Genomic DNA, 17,685 nt, shown 5'->3' with positions numbered 1-17,685 from the left:
ATGAAGGTGAAACAGCGGATCACTGCCCACGCCGCAACAGGTAGGTATCCATGATCCACCCCTTGCGCTGGCGCATCTGTTCCCGCACCTGGAGTATCTTCGCCTTGACCTGCAGCAGCGGCCCGGCGACCAGGACCTCATCCTCGGTTCCCAGGTACGCCCCCCAGTAGATCGTCAATGCCGGGTCGTCCAGGTCAGCAAAGGCACACTGCCCGTCCAGCATCACCACCACATTGTCGATCCGACCCTGCTCGGCCAGGCGCCTGCCCGGCAGCACGGTCAGCGGCTCGCCGATGCGGTTCAGCGGTACCTGATGTCGGGCAGCCAGGGCCTGCACGCTGCTGATACCTGGGATTACCTCCAGCGCAAGGGCCAAGCCGCGCTCCCGGACCAAGTCCAGCACGCGCAGGGTGCTATCGTACAGCCCAGGCTCCCCCCAGAGCAGGAACGCGCCGACATCGCCAGGCCCCAGCTCGTCCTCGAGCAGACGGCCATACAAGGCCGCTCGCTGTCGGTGCCAATGCTGCACCGCACCGACATAGTCCGCCGCCTGCCCATCACGCCTGGGGTCGGCCACCTGCACCAGGCGGTAGCCACCGGCCGGAACGTAGCGCTCCAGGATCATCGTGCGCAGGCGCGCCAGCTCGTCCTTGTCGGGGCCCTTGTCCAGGATGAAGAACACCGTGGTGCGCCGCAGCGCCTCCACGGCCTCGAAGGTGACCTGGCGGGGGTCGCCAGGCCCGATGCCAATCAGCAGAAGGTTTTTCATCGCCCTGCCCGCGCGGATGCCTGCGCCCATTGTCGGCCGGCCGCCGGTGTTTGGCAAAACGCCCTACAGGATCGAGAAGTTGTAGCTGACGATGACCCGCGTCTCGTCCATGTCCCGCGCCCACCGCTCATAGTTGCTGCGGTAGGTGGAGTTGCGCAGGCGCACGCTCAGGTCCTTGAAGGTACCGCCCTGCACCTGGTACTTGAGCTCGGTATCGCGCTCCCATTCCTTGCCTTCAGCGGTGCTGCCGGGGACTTTGATATGGTCACCGTTGATGTAGCGGGTGAAGAAGGTCAGGCCGGGCACGCCGAGGGCCTTGAAGTCGTAGTCATAGCGTACCTGCCAGGAGCGCTCCTGGGCGGCGGCGAAGTCGTTGACCTGGGCGTAGTTGACCAGGTACGGGTTGCTGCCGTCGAGGTACGGCATGGCGCTCTCGCCATACATGCGCTGCCAGCCGGCACTGATCTTGTGCCCGCCCAGGCTGTAGCCGAGCATGCCGCTGAAGGCGCGGTGGTCGATTTCGCCAGCGCGGGCGTTGCCGATGTCATCGCTCTTGATCAGGCGCAGGTCCGCCGACACGCTGCCCAGCGCCAGCGGCTGGGTAGCCACCAAGCCCAGGAACTGCTGACGGTAGATGTTCTCCAGGCGCGACACCTGGTACTGGCCGCTGAGGCGATCGCTGAAGCGGTAGTCGACGCCAGCCAGGTCGAAATGATCGGCCTCGGTGTCGCAGGCGTAACGCTTGTTCTTGCAGTGCACGCGAATGTCCTGGCGGTCGGTGGAGTCTCGCGCCGTGTACTGGTTCAGGCGCGCCAGGGTGAGTTTCAGGTCGCTCACCTCCTCGGAGGTGAGCATGGCGCCATGGAACATCGTCGGCAGCAGGCGGCCGTCGTTGTACTTGAGCAAGGGCATGTCCGGCATCATCGAGCCATAGCGCAGTACCGTGCGGGACACCTTGACCTTACCGGCCACGCCCAGCTTGGCGTACTGGTCGACCGAACGGCGCGGGTCATGGCCGGACGCCGGCAGCAGGCCGCTGTTGCTGTCCGCCGGGCTCGAGTCGAGCTTGAAGCCGACCATGCCCAGGGCGTCCACGCCAAAGCCCACCGTGCCCTGGGTATAACCGGACTGCACATTCAGGATGAACCCCTGCGCCCACTCTTCGCGCTTGGACGCCCCTTGGCTGGAACTGCTGTGGCCGTCACGGAAATCCCGGTTGAAATAGACATTGCGCGCCTCGAGCTTGGCGGTAGTGTCTTCAAGAAAACCAGCGGCCTGGGCCTGGGCACCGGCACACAGGAAGAACAGGCCGGCAACTCGACGCCCGGGGGCAAGGGGGAATGGGGCAAACATGCGAAAGGAACATCCAGAACAAAGCGAAAACGACCCGGGGCAGCACGCCGCCCCGGCACTACAAGACCGTCGGCAAATACCCCGGCCAGCTTCCTGGATGATCGCTCAGCCGCTCTAGACCAAGCCATAGGACCATGGTCTAGGTAGGCCTCAAGAGCACTATGAAAACCGCTGTGAATACCGCACGAAAAACTAGCAAAGTTCCGTGATTACTTATAAAAAGTTTGCGGTTTACCCTCATGAGTTCGAAGACTACACTCGATATCAGCGAACAGCTTTACCCATCCTCGTGGCCGGCGTTTATGGCTTTTTTTGTATGTTCGTCACGCCCCGCCACGGTACTTACAGGAGTGATGACAGTGTCCAGACTTGCAGAGTTTCGTGCTGCCGAAAAAGCTCTCCAGGAACAAATGGCGCAACTGGAGGCGATGAAAAAGGATGCCGGCCTAAAACGCGAAATCGAATTCGAGCAGAAACTAGTCGGCCTGATGAAAAGCTATGACAAGAGCCTGCGCGACATCATCGCCATCCTCGACCCCAAGGCGGCCACCCGGGCCCCGACTGCAGCGCCCAAGCAGCAGCGCCGCCCCCGCGTGGTGAAGGTGTACGAAAACCCGCACACCGGCGAGCTGATCGAGACCAAAGGCGGCAACCACCGCGGGTTGAAGGCCTGGAAAGAGCAATACGGCGCCAAGACGGTGGAAAGCTGGGTACGCACATGAAACATCAACGCGTACTTCACACTTTTTTCACATCGACACGCGCAGTATCGAACCAGCTAAAGGACTAGCGACCCCATCACGCGCCCGCACACGCGGGCCTCTAATTCCAGCGCCCTGCACTCGTGCAGGGCGCTTTCATTTGCGCTCACGCCTCACTGCCGTATCATGGCCCACCTGTCTTTACCGCCAGGGCCCGTCCCTGGCCTCGTTCCTGGAGCACCCATGAGCCTGCACGATCTGCAAACCCTGCCAGGCGTTACCGCCAAGCCGGACGCCGCCACCGCCCGTTTCGTCTTCAACCACACCATGCTGCGGGTCAAGGACATCGAAAAGTCCCTGGACTTCTACACCCGCGTGCTGGGCTTCAGCCTGGTGGACAAGCGCGACTTTCCGGAAGCAGCCTTCAGCCTGTACTTCCTGGCCCTGGTGGACCCTGCGCAGATTCCGGCCGATGACGCCGAACGCCACCAGTGGATGAAGTCGATCCCAGGCATCCTCGAGCTGACCCATAACCATGGCACCGAGAACGACCCGGCATTCGCCTACCACGATGGCAACACCGACCCGCGCGGTTTCGGCCACATCTGCATTTCGGTACCGGACGTACGCGCCGCCTGCGAGCGCTTCGAAGCCCTGCAGGTGCCCTTCCAGAAGCGCCTGAGCGACGGCCGCATGAAGCACCTCGCCTTCATCAAGGACCCCGACGGCTACTGGGTGGAGATCATCCAGCCAACCGAGCTCTGAGCCCGCCGGCAAGGCACGCTCGTCGGGCCGGGAACCCTCGGCCCCTCGCTGTGGTATATGGAATAGACCTGTTCCAAGCCACAGCGAGGTAAGGACGATGCAAACCCTTCACTGTGAATACCGCGACCACACCATCACCGCCAGCGTGATGACCCACCCAGGGTCGCCCCTGCCGTTTGCCGCCGGTTGCCTGATCACCGACCCGGAAGGTCACACCAGCAGGCGCCTGTCACTGCCGATGAAGATGGCGTTCCTGTCCGACCTTGAGAACGCCCAGCACGCCGCCCTCGCCCATGGCCGATGGTTGGTGGACCAGCAGCTCGACGGCGATCACCAGGTGTTCTGATCCAGTCATCGAGGCAGCAACACGATCTCTTGTGGGAGCGGCGGGTACAAGCCCGCCCCCACAGGTGTTCCCAAAAACTCAGGGCTGCCGCGCATAGGCAACCGCCTGCGCCACCTGCTCGTCGGTCGGCCGCACGCCGGTGTAGAGCACGAACTGTTCCAGCGCCTGCAAGGCGATCACCTCCAGCCCAGTGATCACCGGTTTGCCCAGCGCCTCGGCACGGCGGATCAGCGGCGTGCGCGCCGGCATCGCCACCACGTCGAACACCCGCTCGGCCGCCGCGATGGCATGGTCGGTAAAGGCCAGCTCATCCGCCTCGGGTCCGCCGGCCATGCCGATCGGCGTTACGTTCACCAGCATCGGCGGGCACAGGTCGCCCAACTCTGCCTGCCAGCGGTACCCGCACATATCGGCCAGTTGCCGGCCGGCCTGCTCGTTACGCGCCACGATGATCCCTTCACGCAGGCCCGCATCGCGCAAGGCGCTGGCCACCGCCTTGGCCATGCCGCCGCTGCCGCGCAGGGCGAACGCTGTGTTCGGATCCACCTGGTGCCGCTCCAGCAACTGGCGTACCGCCAGGTAGTCGGTGTTGTAGGCCTTCAGATGGCCGTGGGTATTGACCAGCGTATTGACCGAGTCGATGGCCGCAGCGGACGGGTCGACCTCATCGACCAAGGCCATGCAGGCCTCCTTGTAGGGCATGGAGATGCCGCAACCACGGATGCCCAACGCACGGATACCCGCCACTGCCGCCGGCAGGTCCTGGGTGGTCATGGCCTTGTAGTAGTAGTCCAGGCCCAACTGCCCATAGAGGTGGTTGTGAAAACGCACCCCGAACGTACCGGGCCGCCCGGCCAGGGAAATGCACAGCACGGTGTCTCTGCTCGGTGGAATCGCCATTGCCTGCTCCTTTGCTGGGGCTGAATCGATTGCGCAGCGTAGCAGACGCAACCGCCTGGGAGCACCCGGGCCCGGATATGAAAGTTGATAAAGCTAATGACCACTATCGAGGGCGTTGATTTCACCTGGCCGTGGCCTGCCGATAAGGTAGCGTCATGTCACACAGGAGGTCCCCATGGCCACTATCCAGATCATGTCCGTCATCGGCAGTGCCGTACCCGCCACGTTGCGCGAACAAGGCTTGCTGGCGTGCTGGTACCTGACCCGCAATGGCGAGACCGTCAGCGGACCGCTGACCTCCCGGGCCACGGCACAAGCGTTGGCCGACCGCCTGCAAGCCACGAGCCTGCTTGCCTGACCGAATTTTCGTTGTGCGTTTGCTCCCTTGACGCTCTCCTTGCCCGCCTTTTCAGGCGGGCTTTTTTATGTCGCCAGCTCGCCCTTCTCCAACCGACAAACGGCCACCGCGGAACCGTTCCAGCATGAAGCTTTTTTCATTTCCCGGCCCGCCTTCAACGAGCAATCGACAGCACTTCGGCCATACTCCACAATGCAACGGTTTTTTGGGGGAAACCCTTGCACAGCCAACGACATACCAACTTTTAGTGAGCCTCAACGTGAAAACTTCCCTGTCCATCCTCAGCCTGCTGCTGTTGCTCACAGGAACCGCGACCCTTCCGTCGACTGCTGCTGCACAACCCCCGGCCCAGGTCCAACGCGACCCCGCCAAGCTGCACCTGGCTTCCGGCAGCGCCTTGCTGGTCGATCTGAACACCAACCGAGAGCTGTATGCCAGCCACGCCGACCGTGTGGTGCCGATCGCCTCGGTGACCAAGCTGATGACCGCGATGGTGGTGCTCGACGCCAAGCTGCCCATGGACGAAATGCTCACCATGACCATAGCCAACAACCCGGAAATGAAAGGCGTCTATTCCCGGGTACGGCTCGGCAGCCAGCTGAACCGGCGCGAAACCCTGCTGATCACCTTGATGTCCTCGGAAAACCGCGCCGCCAACTCCCTGGCCAACCACTACCCAGGCGGCTACAGCGCCTTCATCAAGGCCATGAACGCCAAGGCCCGCAGCTTGGGCATGGCGCATACCCGCTATGTCGAACCCACAGGTCTTTCGACCCAGAACGTGTCCACCGCCCGGGACCTGGCCAAGTTGCTGCTGGCATCGCGCAGGTACCCGATGCTCGGCGACCTCTCCACCACCCGCGAAAAGACCGTGGCGTTCCGCAAGCCTAACTACACCTTGGGCTTCCGTAACACCGACCACCTGGTGAACAAGAGCAACTGGGACATCAAGCTGACCAAGACCGGCTTCACCAATGAGGCCGGCCACTGCCTGGTGCTGCTGACGAAGATGGACAACCGCCCGGTGGCCATGGTGATCCTGGATGCCTTCGGCAAGTACACCCACTTCGCCGACGCCAGCCGCATGCGCCAGTGGCTGGAAACCGGCACGGCCAAGCCGGCACCGGCAGTGGCCATGCAGTACAAGGCCGAACGCCAGAACCGCGCTCGCCTGGCGTCGGACTGAAGCCAATGAAGTGCACGCCCGCTCCTGCAGGTGGGCGTGCAACAGCAGATCGCGGTGTCAGGCCAGAGCGCTGACCATGCTGCCTGCGCTGCTGCCGCCGCTCTTGCGCAGGGCCTCGAGCAACAAGGCGGTGGCGGCCTGGATCTCTCCCGTGAGCGTGGCGATGCTGGCCTGCTTGGCCGAGATCGCCGCAAGCTTGGTGGTTTCGTCCATGTCGCTCTGCATCAACGCCGCCAGTTGCTTCTGTTCTTCGGCCAACTGTTTCTGCAGTTGGCGGATCATCTCGCGCAGCTGCTTGATGTGCGCAGGCTCGTCACTTTCCTGGGCGTCCTGGGTCGATTTCGCCTGGGCGCCGCCTTTCAAAGTGAAAAGATCACCCTGCAGGGTCAAGCCGGCCTTTTCACTGCCCTCGCCTTCGCCAGCCTGCACAACAGCGCCGGTGGTGACGGGGATATTGAGGGTGGCGGCGGTGATTGCGACCATGTCATACCTTCCTTGCAGTGAGTCTTCGCATTGACCTCCCTATCGGCGGCCGGGCGCACTTCTTGAATCGCACGTGGCCGATAAATTTGCCGCACCGCCACTCGTCCACCTGATACCCACGCCTGGCCCCGCGCGCCGTTGCGCCACCAGGCCGCCCGATCAGCCCTGCAACGAGATGGCAATGACCAAGACCCGTTCCCGCAAAGCCTTGTACATCGGCCTGCCCCTGGCCCTGGCGCTCGCCGTGGGAGGCGCGGCCGCCGGCTACTTCTACTGGAAGGCCAACGCCGGCTACCCGCGCAAGATCGTCCAGCAGGCCGAGGACATGCACGAACACATGCTCTCCTTCGATGGCCACATCACCGTGCCACTGACCTTCGGCACCCAAGGCCAGGAGGTGGACAAGGACGGCCCGTACCCCTTCGACCTGGTCAAGGCCGGCAAGGGGCGGTTGTCGGGCGCTGCGCTGACCATCCTGGCCTGGCCGGAGATGTGGAACGGCCCCAATGCCCCGCACAAGCCCACGTCGGGCTTCGTCGACGAAGCGCGCCACCAGCAGGAGGTGCGCTACCGGATCATCAGCAACCTGGTGCGCGACTTCCCCAACCAGGCCGGTATCGCCTATACCCCGGCCGACTTCCGCCGCCTCAACGGCGAAGGCAAGTTCGCCGTGTTCATCAGCCTGCTCAATGCCTACCCGATGGGCCAGGACCTGTCGCAGCTCGACCTGTGGGCCAAACGCGGCATGCGCATGTTCGGCTTCAGCTATGTGGGCAACAACAGCTGGGCCGACTCGTCGCGGCCGATGCCGTTCTTCAACGACACCGCCGATGCCCTGGGCGGCCTGTCGCCGATCGGCGAGCAGGCGGTGCGCCGACTCAACGACCTGGGTGTGATCATTGATGTCTCGCAGATGTCGACCCTGGCCTTGAAAGACGTGGCGCGCCTGAGCCGGGCCCCGATCGTCGCCTCCCATTCAGCGCCGCGCGCGCTGGTGGATATCCGCCGCAACCTGAGCGACAAGGAGATGCAGCTGATCAAGGACAGCGGCGGCTTGATCCAGGTGGTCGGCTTCGGCGCCTACCTCAAGCCCCTGGGCAAGCCAACCCTGGACAAACTCGAACGCTTGCGCGCGCGCTTCGACCTGGGCCCGCTCAAGGACCTCAACTATGCCCTGATGCCAGGTGACCCAGCCATCACTATCTGGCCTGAGCAACGCTTCGGCGAATACGCCAGCAGCCTCTACGACATCCTCGACGAAGAGCCCAAGGTAGGCCTGAAGGCCTATGTCGATGCCATCGACTACATCGTGAAGAAGGTCGGCATCGACCATGTCGGGATCGCCTCCGACTTCAACGAAGGCGGTGGCCTGGACGGCTGGAAGGATGTCAGTGAGATCCGTAATGTCACCGCCGAACTGCTCACTCGCGGCTACAGCGAAACCGATATCGCCAAGCTCTGGGCCGGCAACTTCCTGCGCGTCTGGGAACAGGTGCAGAGCGCCGGCCACCCCGTCGCTACCACCCACTGAACAAGGCCTGCCGCCCATGAGCAACCGTCGTACCTTTCTCAAGCAGGCTGGCCTGGTCGCCGCCGCCCTGCCGCTGCTGCCACAGGCACTGGCGGCCACTCCGGCGCCGCCCCCTCTGGCCGGCCCCGACAAATGGCGCAACCTGCGCGCCCTGTTCCCCCTGGCCCCCGACGTGGCCCACTTCGCCAATTTCCTGATCACCGCCCATCCGCGCCCGGTACAAGAAGCGATCGACCGGCACCGCGCCGACCTCGACCGCAACCCAGCCCTGCGCATGGACTGGGAAAGCCAGTACGAATGGCGGCGCGAAGACGAAGTGCGCCAATGGGCAGCCCACTACCTGGAGGTGCAACCACGCCAGATCGCCCTGACCGGCAGCACCACGGAGGGCCTGGGCATGATCTACGGCGGCCTGCACGTGGCAGCGCACCAGGAGATCCTCACCACCGAGCACGAGCATTATTCCACCCGCAACTGTCTGGCGTTCCGCCAGCGCCAGCACGGCACCCAGGTGCGCAAGCTGCGCCTGTTCGACCACCCACGAGAGGTCTCCATCGACCGCGTGCTGAGCCTGATCGACCAGAACATCCGCCCCCAGACCCGCGTGCTGGGCATGACCTGGGTACACTCCGGCAGCGGGGTGAAATTGCCAGTGGGCGCGATCGGCGAGCTGGTGCGCCAGCACAACCGCGAACGCAGCGAAGAGGAACGCATCCTCTATGTGGTCGATGGCGTGCATGGGTTCGGCGTGGAGGACCAACGCTTCGCCGACTTCAACTGCGACTACTTCATCGCCGGTACCCACAAGTGGATGTTCGGCCCCCGCGGCACAGGCATCATCTGCGCCGCTTCGCAGCAGATGCAGCACCTGACGCCGACCTTCGCCACCTTCTCGCGCAACGAAGACTTCGGCACCATCATGACGCCCGGCGGCTACCATGCCTTCGAACATCGCTGGGCCCTGGGCAAGGCCTTCGAACTGCACCTGACGCTGGGCAAGGCCGACGTCCAGGCACGCATCCACCAGCTCAACGACTACCTCAAGGCGCACCTGGCCGAGCACAAGGCGATCGAGCTGGTGACCCCGCGCAGCCAGGCATTCTGCGCAGGCTTTACCTTCCTGCGCATCGAGGGCCGCGACTGCGACGCGGTGGCGGCCCACCTGATCGCCAACAACGTCATGGTCGATGCCGTCGACCGTGACGTCGGCCCCGTGATCCGCTTCGCTCCGGGGCTGCTCAACGACGAGCAGCAGATCGACCGGGCCATGGCCCTGCTCACCCAGCACTTCTGACAAGGCATCCCAATGAACCTACCTCTGTATCGCCTGACCCTGGCGACTCTGTTGGCCAGCTGCGGCCTGTCGGCCCAGGCCGCGGATACGAAACCCAGCACGGTGTTTCGCGACTGCAAGGCCGCCTGCCCGGAAATGGTCGTGGTCCCGGCCGGCAGCTTCCAAATGGGCACTCCCGACGACGAACTCGGCCGCCAGGACGACGAAGGCCCGGTGCACCGGGTGACCTTCGCCAAGCCCTTCGCCATCGGCCGCTTCCAGGTGACCGCCGGCGAATGGAGCGCCTACCTCAAGGCCTCCGGCACCCGCATCGCCGACGGCGACGAGCGCCCGGGCCGGCGCTGCACGGCCTCAAAGCCCAGCTACCCGCAAGGGCCACGTCAGCCTGCGGTGTGCATGAGTTTCCAGGACGCCGAAGGCTATGTCGCCTGGCTGTCGAAACAGACCGGCAAGCACTATCGCCTGCCCAGCGAGGCCGAACGGGAATACGCGGCCCGTGCCGGCAGCACCGGGCCCTTCCCCTTCGCGATGGACCCGGATGCCGATTACGAGATCAGCCGCAACGCCAACACCTATGGCCCCAAGGATGGCTACAGCTACACCTCACCTGTGGGCAGCTACCCACCTAATGCCTTCGGCCTTTACGACATGCATGGCAATGTCTACGAATGGGTCGCCGACTGCTGGAGCCCCAACTACGATGGCGCGCCCGACGACGGCAGTGCCTGGACCGACGGTTTGGCCGGCGGCGACTGCAAGACCCGGCAGATCCGCGGCAACGACTGGACCGAAGCGCCGATCTTTTCCCGCTCCGGCAACCGCAACACCCGCTCGCCCGACGTCCGTGGCGACTGGCTCGGCCTGCGTGTGGCGCGCGAACTGTAGAACACAACCTGTAAGCACGCCGCGCGCCCTGTGGGAACGGGATCACCCGCGAAGAAGGCAACACCAGCTGCGCCGGTATTCGCGGGTAAACCCGCCCGGGGGCCTTTGCCCGCTAAATTCCCCCTTCCACCGCTCGTTCCAAGAACAGGCCCAGGCCGCCCATGGCGCCTGGCCCTTCCGCCCTACCCGGCCGCACATTCAAGGAACCGACGACCATGAGCCAGACGACTTCGCACGACAAGCTCCACGACCTGATCAGCGTGGGCTTCGGCCCTTCCAACCTGGCGCTGGCCATTGCCCTGGAAGAAAAGGCCATCAGCAGCGGCCAGACCCTCGACGCGCTGTTCCTCGACAAGCAGCAGGACTACCGCTGGCACGGCAACACCCTGGCGACCCAGAGCGAGCTGCAGATCTCCTTCATCAAGGACCTGGTATCCCTGCGCAATCCCACCAGCCCCTACAGCTTCGTCAACTACCTGCACAAGCAGGGCCGGCTGATCGACTTCGTCAACCTCGGCACTTTCTACCCCTGCCGCCTGGAGTTCAACGACTACCTGCGCTGGGTCGCCGAGCACTTCGCCGACCAGGCCCAATACGGCGAGCAGGTGCTGCGCGTGGAGCCGGTGGTCGCTGATGGGCAGGTGAACACCTTGCGCGTGATCTCCCGTGACGCCCAAGGCCGCGAACACGCCCGCCTGACCCGCTCGGTGGTGGTCGGCAGCGGCGGCTCGCCTCGCATCCCGGCGGTGTTCGCCCCCTACCGCCATGACAAGCGCGTCTTCCACCACTCCCAGTACCTGGCCGCCCTGGAGCAACTGCCGTGCGCCAGCGGCCATCCGATGCGCATCGCCATCATCGGCTCCGGCCAGAGCGCCGCCGAGGCCTTCATCGACCTCAACGACAGCTACCCCTCGGTCAAGGTCGACATGGTCCTGCGTTCCACTGCCCTCAAGCCCGCCGATGACAGCCCGTTCGTCAACGAGATCTTCGCCCCCAGCTACACGGACCTGGTGTTCAACCAACCTCCACAGGACCGCGAAAAACTCATCGAGGAATACCACAACACCAACTATTCGGTGGTCGACATCGACCTGATCGAACGCATCTACGGCATCCTCTACCGCCAAAAGGTCTCCCACCAGTTCCGCCACGCGGTGCTGTGCCGCCGTGCGGTAGAGGCGGTCAGCGCCACTGCCGACGGCATCGAGCTGACCCTGCGCGACCACGCCACCGGCAAGGACCAGACCCACCGCTACGACGCCGTGATTCTTGCCACTGGCTACGAGCGCCGCTCCCACCGCGAACTGCTGGCCCCGTTGGAAGGCTACCTGAAGGACTACCAAGTCGACCGTGACTACCGCGCCCTGAGCCAACCGCAAATGCGTGCCAACGTGTACCTGCAAGGCTTCTGCGAAACCAGCCACGGCCTGAGCGACACGCTGCTGTCGGTACTCCCGGCCCGTGCCGAGGAGATCAGCCATTCGCTGTACCAGCACTTGGGCAAGGCCCGCGAGCCCCGCCCGGTCGCTCAACTCCTCAACGCTTGAAGCCGGAGCCCTCCATGACCTGTCAACCTCGCAGCGCCGTGGCCGACCTGCTGGGCCTGCTCAAGCCGTTCTGGCCGTTGGTGGCGTTGTCCACGCTCCTGGGCATGGTGGGGGGTATCAGCGTCACCACGCTGCTGGCCACCATCAACGGCGCCTTGCACAGCCAGCACGGCCTGACCCAGGGCGTCGTCCTGGGTTTTGCCGGGCTGTGCCTGCTGGCCCTGGTCAGCACCATCTGCTCGGACATCGGCACCAACCATGTCGGCCAGCACATCGTCGCCCGGCTGCGCAAAAGCCTGGGGGAAAAAGTGCTGGCCGCGCCGATCGAGCAGATCGAACGCTACCGCAGCCATCGCCTGATCCCGGTCCTGACCCACGACGTCGACACCATCAGCGACTTCGCCTTCGCCTTTGCCCCACTGGCCATCTCCCTGACCGTGGTGCTGGGCTGCCTGGGTTACCTGGCCATGTTGTCGTGGCCGATGTTCCTGATGGTGCTGGTGGCCATCGGCCTAGGCACGGTGGTGCAGTTCATCGCCCGCAACCGAGGCCTGAACGGCTTCGAGTCGGCGCGTGAAGCCGAAGACGAGTTGCAAAAGCACTACAGCGCCATCGCCGGCGGCGCCAAGGAACTGCGCATCCACCGTCCGCGCCGCCAACGGATGTTCCGCCAAGGCATCCAGGACACCGCCGAACGCATCTGCACCATCCAGGTACGCTCGATCAATACCTTCGTGCTCGCCAAGAGCTTCGGCTCGATGCTGTTCTTCGTGGTGATCGGTGCGGCGTTGGCGATGCAGTCGCTGTGGCCGGCGCAGAACCAGGCGGCGATGAGCGGCTTCGTACTGGTGCTGCTGTACATGAAAGGGCCGCTGGACAATCTGATCGGCGCCTTGCCAGTGGTCGGCCGCGCCCAGATCGCCTTGCGCCGTATCGCCGAGCTGTCGCGCCAGTTCTCCTCCCCCGAGCCGCACCTGCTGCTCGACGGCCCGGCCCAGCCGGCCAGCGCCGTGCAGAGCCTGGCGCTCGAGGCCGTGACCTATGCCTTCGCACCGGTACCCGGTGCCCAGCCGTTCAGCCTGGGCCCGGTGGACCTGCGCATCGAGGCAGGGGAAATCGTCTTCGTCATCGGCGACAACGGGTGCGGCAAGACCACCCTGATCAAGCTATTGCTGGGCCTGTATACGCCCCAGAGCGGGCACATCGCCTTGAACGGCAAACCGGTGGTGGCCCAGACCCGTGACGACTACCGGCAGTTGTTCACCACCATCTTCGCCGACTACTACTTGTTCGACGATGTGGTCCAGGGCGACACGCACATCCCCGAGGATGCCGAGCGCTACCTGCGCCGCCTGGAGATCGACCACAAGGTCAGCGTGCGCGACGGCGTGTTCACCACCACCGACCTCTCCACCGGCCAGCGCAAGCGCCTGGCCCTGCTCAACGCCTGGCTGGAGGAACGCCCGGTGCTGGTGTTTGACGAATGGGCCGCCGACCAAGACCCGACCTTCCGCCGCATTTTCTATACCGAGCTGCTGCCCGACCTCAAACGCCTGGGCAAGACCATCATCGTCATTTCCCACGACGATCGCTATTTCGACATCGCCGACCAACGGGTGCGCCTGAAGGCCGGCAAGATCGTCAGCGAACCGCAACCCGCCTGATCCCGCCGCTCGCCGCCGACCGGAAATTTTTTCCGGTTTGTGCGGTGACGCACGTCTCAAGCACAGTAATAAAAATCATTCCCAATAATCTGCCAACGCAAGAGCACAGCCCCATATGTCCAAACACGTACTGAGCCCGCTGGCCAGGGCCCTGAAAACCCGTCGCCTGTTCACCACCCCACGCCTGGCGCCGACCCTGGCCCTGACCATGGCCTTGCCGCTGAGTGCCCAGGTCCAGGCACGCGAAGCCACCTTCGACATCCCAGCACAGCCACTGGCCCGTGCTCTGCAGCAATTCGGCAAGCAAGCGGACGTGCAACTGCTGTTCAGCCCCGACGACGTGGGCAACCTGCAAGGCGCCACCGTACGCGGCCGCCTGGACACCGAAACAGCCATTCGCGCCCTGCTGGTCGGCACCAACCTGCGTTACGAACTGCGCGGCGACACCCTGACCATCAGCGGCCGCGGGCCGACGTCCTCGGTCGAACTGGGCACCACCACCATCGCCGGCACGGGCCTGGGCAGCACCACCGAGGGCACCGGCTCCTACACCACCGGCCAGACCAACACCGCGACCAAGCTCAACCTGAGCCTGCGCGAAACCCCGCAGTCGGTCAGCGTGATGACCCGCCAGCGCATGGAAGACCAGAACCTGCGCAGCATTGGCCAGGTGCTGGAACAAACCCCCGGCATCAACGTGCAAAGCCCGGGCAGCGACCGCCTCTACGTGTATTCCCGTGGCCTGGCCATCGACAACTATCAGTACGACGGCATGCCCACTACCTCGTTCGCCTTCAGCCAGGCTCTGCCCCAGGCGCTGTCGGACATGGCCATCTATGACCGAGTCGAAGTGATTCGCGGCGCCACCGGCCTGATGTCCGGCGCCGGCGACCCCTCCGGTACCGTCAACCTGGTGCGCAAGAAGCCCACGTCCACCTTCCAGGGCTATGTCAGCGGCGGCCTGGGCTCCTGGGACCTGTATCGGGGCGAGGTGGATGTCTCCGGCCCGCTGAACCAAAGCGGCACGGTGCGTGGCCGCGCGGTGGCGGCCTATCAGCAGGGCAACAGCTTCACCGACCACCTGGAGCAGGAAAAGACCATCCTCTACGGCGTGACCGAAATGGACCTGACCCCCAACACTTTGTTCACCCTGGGTGTCGAGTACCTCAATAGCGACCCGCGCGGCTTCTCCACCACAGGCCTGCCGGTGGTCGGCAAGGACGCCGCCGGCAACGGCTTCCAGTTCCGCATGCCGCGCTCCTACAACGGCGCCAGCCGCGACAGCACCAACCGTCAGGAATCGGTCAACACCTTCGCCTCGATCGAGCAGAAACTCGACCACGACTGGACCCTGAAGGTGGCCGCCAACTACCTGTACGGCACCCGAGACTACGACTCGATCATCGTCGGCACCACCACCGGCTTCGTCAACCCGAGCACCGGCGACGGCCTGAAGTACACTGCCACCAAGGGCGACAACACACAGGTGCAGCGCGGTGTGGACATCATGCTCAGCGGCCCGTTCGAGCTGATGGGACGCGAACACGAACTGGTGGTGGGCTTCAACTACCAGAGCTACGAGAACCGCCGCAACGGCTTCGGCAACCTGCTGGCCAACGGCACGAGCGACAACGGCGTCAGCGGCAAGCCGGTGAATATCTGGCGTTGGGACAACAAGGCGCCGAGCGCGTCCTACAATTTCAACCGGGAGGACGACAACATCAACCAACGCCAGAACGGCGCCTACCTGGCCACCCGCCTCAAGCCCACCGACGACCTGGCGGTGATCCTCGGCGCACGGGTCAGCAACTACAAGTACGACGCCATGCTCCACTACAACGTGGCCAACATGCAGCGCTTCAACACCGACGACTCGGTCAAGGCCACCGGTGAAGTCACCCCCTATGCCGGCGTGGTCTACGACCTCAACGACGTGCATTCGGTCTACGCCAGCTATACCAGCATCTTCAAGCCCCAGCCCTACCGTACCCAGTCCGGCAAGCTGCTCGATCCACGCGAAGGCGACAACTATGAGATCGGCCTCAAGAGCGAGTACTTCGGCGGCCGCCTGAACACCGCCATCGCCTTGTTCGAAGTGAAGCTGGACAATGACGCCGTCGCCGACGGCACGGTCGAAGGCACCGATGGCCTGGTCACCGCCTACCGCGCCGAGAAGACCAAGACCAAGGGTATCGACATGGAGATCAGCGGCGAACTGACGCCAGGCTGGAACCTCCTGGCCAGCTACACGTACTCGCGGGTCAAGGACAACGACGGCGAGCGGGTCAAGACCACCATCCCAACCGACATGTTCAAGCTGTGGACCACCTACCAGTTAAAGGGTGACCTGGACAAGCTGACCATCGGTGGCGGTGTGAACTGGCAGAGCGGCATGCACTTCACTGTCGACAACTGGCAGTTGAACAGCCCGGTAAAGGTCAAGCAGGACGACTACGCGATCGCCAGCCTGATGGCCCGCTACCAGTTCAACCGCCAATGGTCGGCCACCGCCACCGTGGAGAACCTGTTCGACAAGAAGTACTTCAGCTCCCTGGACGAGAACTTCTACAGCGCCTCGTACGGTACGCCACGCAGCTTCCTGATCAGCACCAAGTACGCGTTCTGACCGGGACAAGAGAGCGGCGCTATACCTGTAGGAGTGGGCTTGTCCCGCGATCAAGGGCCAAGCCCTCGCCAGGCGACGGTGATGTCGGGGCCGGCCTAATCGCGGGACACGTCAGATCGCCGCTCCTACAAAGCGCTCGCAGAATCAATTGGTTATGCGCTGTTGTATGAGAGCAGGCCCCACGCTTGCAGCGGTTCGATCAGCCCTGCCGCACGGCCAGCCAATCGAGCGCGTCGGCATAAAGCCCCTCTATCTCCGCCACGATCCCACCCATGCGCAGGAAGTCGTGGGACAGCTCCTCCTCCACCCGCAAGGTCACGGCAGTACCACCGGCACGTAGTTGCTCGGCATACGCCAGCCCCTCGTCACGCAAAGGGTCATGGCCGGCAACCGCGATATACGCCGGCACCTGGGCGGCGGTGCAATCCCCCAGCAATGGCGATACCCGCCAGTCGAGCCGTTGCGCAGCATCGGTGACGTACTGCGCATAGAACCACTCCAGCGTCTCGCGCTCCAGCAGGTAGCCCTCGCCATAACGCCGGTGCGAATCGCGGGTGGTGCTGATGTCGGTGACCGGGTAGAACAGCAACTGCGCCAGCGGTTGCACCCCCAAGACCTGAGGCTCGCGGGCAGCGACCATCGCCAGTACCGTGGCCAGGGTAGCGCCGGCACTGTCGCCGGCCAGGGCCACGCGGCGCAGGTCCAGTTTCCATGCATCGGCCAGGGCCGGCAGCGCCTTGAGGCTGTCCTCGGCGTCCTCCACCGCGGTCGGGAATGGGTGCTCTGGCGCCAGCCGATAGGCCGGGGCCAGTACCGCGAAACGCCCGTCCAGGGCCAGGCGACGGCACACCGAGTCGTGGGAGTCGAGGCTGCCGACCACATAGCCGCCACCGTGCAGGTAGAGGATCACCGGCAACCGCGTCTCGTCCTGGCCGGCGGCGCGGTACAGGCGCGCGGGCAGTTGCGCGCCGTCGCGCATCGGCAGGCTGAGCGCGTCTACCCTCACGGCGCCCGGTGGGTTGGGGTCGAGGATCTGCGAAGACGCTTCGAAATCGCTGCGCGCCTGAGCCAGTGGCTGCAGGTGCAGTGGCTGGCTCTTGCCAGCCAGGCGGCCGAGTTCGACCAGTTCGAGGAAAGCGGACAAATCAGAGTGCAAGCGCATGCGGTGCTCCAGGGGCAATCGGTAATGAACAACAAAGCAAGGCATTCGCAGGCCCCCGCACCTACAGGGACCCGCAAAATCAAGTCATCGGGAAAAGGGCTGCGCAGCAGCCCCT

General features: G+C 64.3%; 16 protein-coding genes. 11 read left to right on the top strand and 5 right to left on the bottom strand.

Going from position 1 to position 17,685, the window contains the following annotated elements; all coding sequences use genetic code 11:
- Window positions 1-19 precede the first annotated feature (19 nt).
- Both cobF and AC1MHZ_RS22350 read right to left on the bottom strand, forming a co-directional pair.
- Window positions 20-769: a precorrin-6A synthase (deacetylating) gene (cobF, locus tag AC1MHZ_RS22355; RefSeq protein WP_482966934.1), complete on the bottom strand. Its 750-nt coding sequence runs from the start codon at window positions 767-769 to the stop codon at window positions 20-22.
- A 63-nt stretch (window positions 770-832) separates the two neighbouring features.
- The gene (locus AC1MHZ_RS22350) at window positions 833-2,122 is read right to left on the bottom strand and encodes an OprD family porin (RefSeq protein WP_084857485.1); all 1,290 of its coding nucleotides are present in this window, start codon (window positions 2,120-2,122) and stop codon (window positions 833-835) included.
- 359 nt (window positions 2,123-2,481) lie between these two features.
- Between AC1MHZ_RS22350 and AC1MHZ_RS22345 the strand changes: the two genes are divergently transcribed.
- The 3 genes from AC1MHZ_RS22345 (at window position 2,482) to AC1MHZ_RS22335 (ending at window position 3,934) form a co-directional block, all read left to right on the top strand.
- Entirely contained in the window at window positions 2,482-2,844 is a 363-nt protein-coding gene (locus AC1MHZ_RS22345) for a histone-like nucleoid-structuring protein, MvaT/MvaU family (protein ID WP_084857483.1), read from the top strand.
- A gap of 222 nt (window positions 2,845-3,066) precedes the next feature.
- A complete protein-coding gene (gene gloA / locus AC1MHZ_RS22340) occupies window positions 3,067-3,588 on the top strand; it encodes a lactoylglutathione lyase (RefSeq protein WP_084857481.1) in 522 nt (173 codons plus the stop codon).
- A gap of 97 nt (window positions 3,589-3,685) precedes the next feature.
- Window positions 3,686-3,934, top strand: a complete 249-nt coding sequence (locus AC1MHZ_RS22335; protein ID WP_084857480.1) for a hypothetical protein — start codon at window positions 3,686-3,688, stop codon at window positions 3,932-3,934.
- 78 nt (window positions 3,935-4,012) lie between these two features.
- Here the strand turns inward: AC1MHZ_RS22335 and AC1MHZ_RS22330 are convergent, their stop codons facing one another.
- Window positions 4,013-4,834 carry a shikimate 5-dehydrogenase gene (locus AC1MHZ_RS22330; RefSeq protein WP_482966933.1) on the bottom strand — a complete coding sequence of 274 codons (822 nt, stop codon included), beginning with the start codon at window positions 4,832-4,834 and terminating at the stop codon, window positions 4,013-4,015.
- A 175-nt stretch (window positions 4,835-5,009) separates the two neighbouring features.
- Here AC1MHZ_RS22330 and AC1MHZ_RS22325 point away from each other — a divergent pair, with 175 nt between their 5' ends.
- On the top strand, window positions 5,010-5,192 hold the full coding sequence (locus tag AC1MHZ_RS22325) for a hypothetical protein (protein ID WP_084857477.1): 183 nt from the start codon (window positions 5,010-5,012) through the stop codon (window positions 5,190-5,192).
- Between the two features lie 259 nt (window positions 5,193-5,451).
- Window positions 5,452-6,378 carry a D-alanyl-D-alanine endopeptidase gene (gene pbpG, locus AC1MHZ_RS22320; RefSeq protein ID WP_324812752.1) on the top strand — a complete coding sequence of 309 codons (927 nt, stop codon included), beginning with the start codon at window positions 5,452-5,454 and terminating at the stop codon, window positions 6,376-6,378.
- A 57-nt stretch (window positions 6,379-6,435) separates the two neighbouring features.
- Here the strand turns inward: pbpG and AC1MHZ_RS22315 are convergent, their stop codons facing one another.
- Entirely contained in the window at window positions 6,436-6,861 is a 426-nt protein-coding gene (locus AC1MHZ_RS22315) for a hypothetical protein (protein WP_084857475.1), read from the bottom strand.
- 181 nt (window positions 6,862-7,042) lie between these two features.
- Here AC1MHZ_RS22315 and pvdM point away from each other — a divergent pair, with 181 nt between their 5' ends.
- The 6 genes from pvdM to AC1MHZ_RS22285 all read left to right on the top strand — a co-directional run bounded on the left by pvdM (window position 7,043) and on the right by AC1MHZ_RS22285 (window position 16,408).
- Window positions 7,043-8,392, top strand: coding sequence for a pyoverdine-tailoring dipeptidase-like protein PvdM (gene pvdM, locus AC1MHZ_RS22310; protein WP_084857473.1), 1,350 nt, complete (start codon window positions 7,043-7,045; stop codon window positions 8,390-8,392).
- A 16-nt stretch (window positions 8,393-8,408) separates the two neighbouring features.
- Complete coding sequence (gene pvdN / locus AC1MHZ_RS22305; protein WP_084857471.1) at window positions 8,409-9,686, top strand: pyoverdine-tailoring periplasmic protein PvdN; 1,278 nt, start codon at window positions 8,409-8,411, stop codon at window positions 9,684-9,686.
- Window positions 9,687-9,698: 12 nt separating this feature from the next.
- Entirely contained in the window at window positions 9,699-10,571 is an 873-nt protein-coding gene (gene pvdO, locus AC1MHZ_RS22300) for a dihydropyoverdine dehydrogenase (RefSeq protein ID WP_084857469.1), read from the top strand.
- Window positions 10,572-10,786: 215 nt separating this feature from the next.
- Window positions 10,787-12,118, top strand: coding sequence for a lysine N(6)-hydroxylase/L-ornithine N(5)-oxygenase family protein (locus AC1MHZ_RS22295; protein WP_084857467.1), 1,332 nt, complete (start codon window positions 10,787-10,789; stop codon window positions 12,116-12,118).
- A 14-nt stretch (window positions 12,119-12,132) separates the two neighbouring features.
- Window positions 12,133-13,782 carry a cyclic peptide export ABC transporter gene (locus AC1MHZ_RS22290; RefSeq protein WP_482966932.1) on the top strand — a complete coding sequence of 550 codons (1,650 nt, stop codon included), beginning with the start codon at window positions 12,133-12,135 and terminating at the stop codon, window positions 13,780-13,782.
- A gap of 115 nt (window positions 13,783-13,897) precedes the next feature.
- Window positions 13,898-16,408 carry a TonB-dependent siderophore receptor gene (locus AC1MHZ_RS22285; protein WP_482966931.1) on the top strand — a complete coding sequence of 837 codons (2,511 nt, stop codon included), beginning with the start codon at window positions 13,898-13,900 and terminating at the stop codon, window positions 16,406-16,408.
- A gap of 199 nt (window positions 16,409-16,607) precedes the next feature.
- Here AC1MHZ_RS22285 and AC1MHZ_RS22280 read toward each other — a convergent pair whose 3' ends face one another.
- Window positions 16,608-17,570, bottom strand: a complete 963-nt coding sequence (locus AC1MHZ_RS22280) for an alpha/beta hydrolase (RefSeq protein ID WP_482966930.1) — start codon at window positions 17,568-17,570, stop codon at window positions 16,608-16,610.
- Between the last annotated feature and the right edge of the window lie 115 nt (window positions 17,571-17,685).

It is taken from the genome of Pseudomonas sp. FA-1, from assembly GCF_056856075.1.
This window is presented reverse-complemented; position numbering and strand designations above follow the sequence as displayed.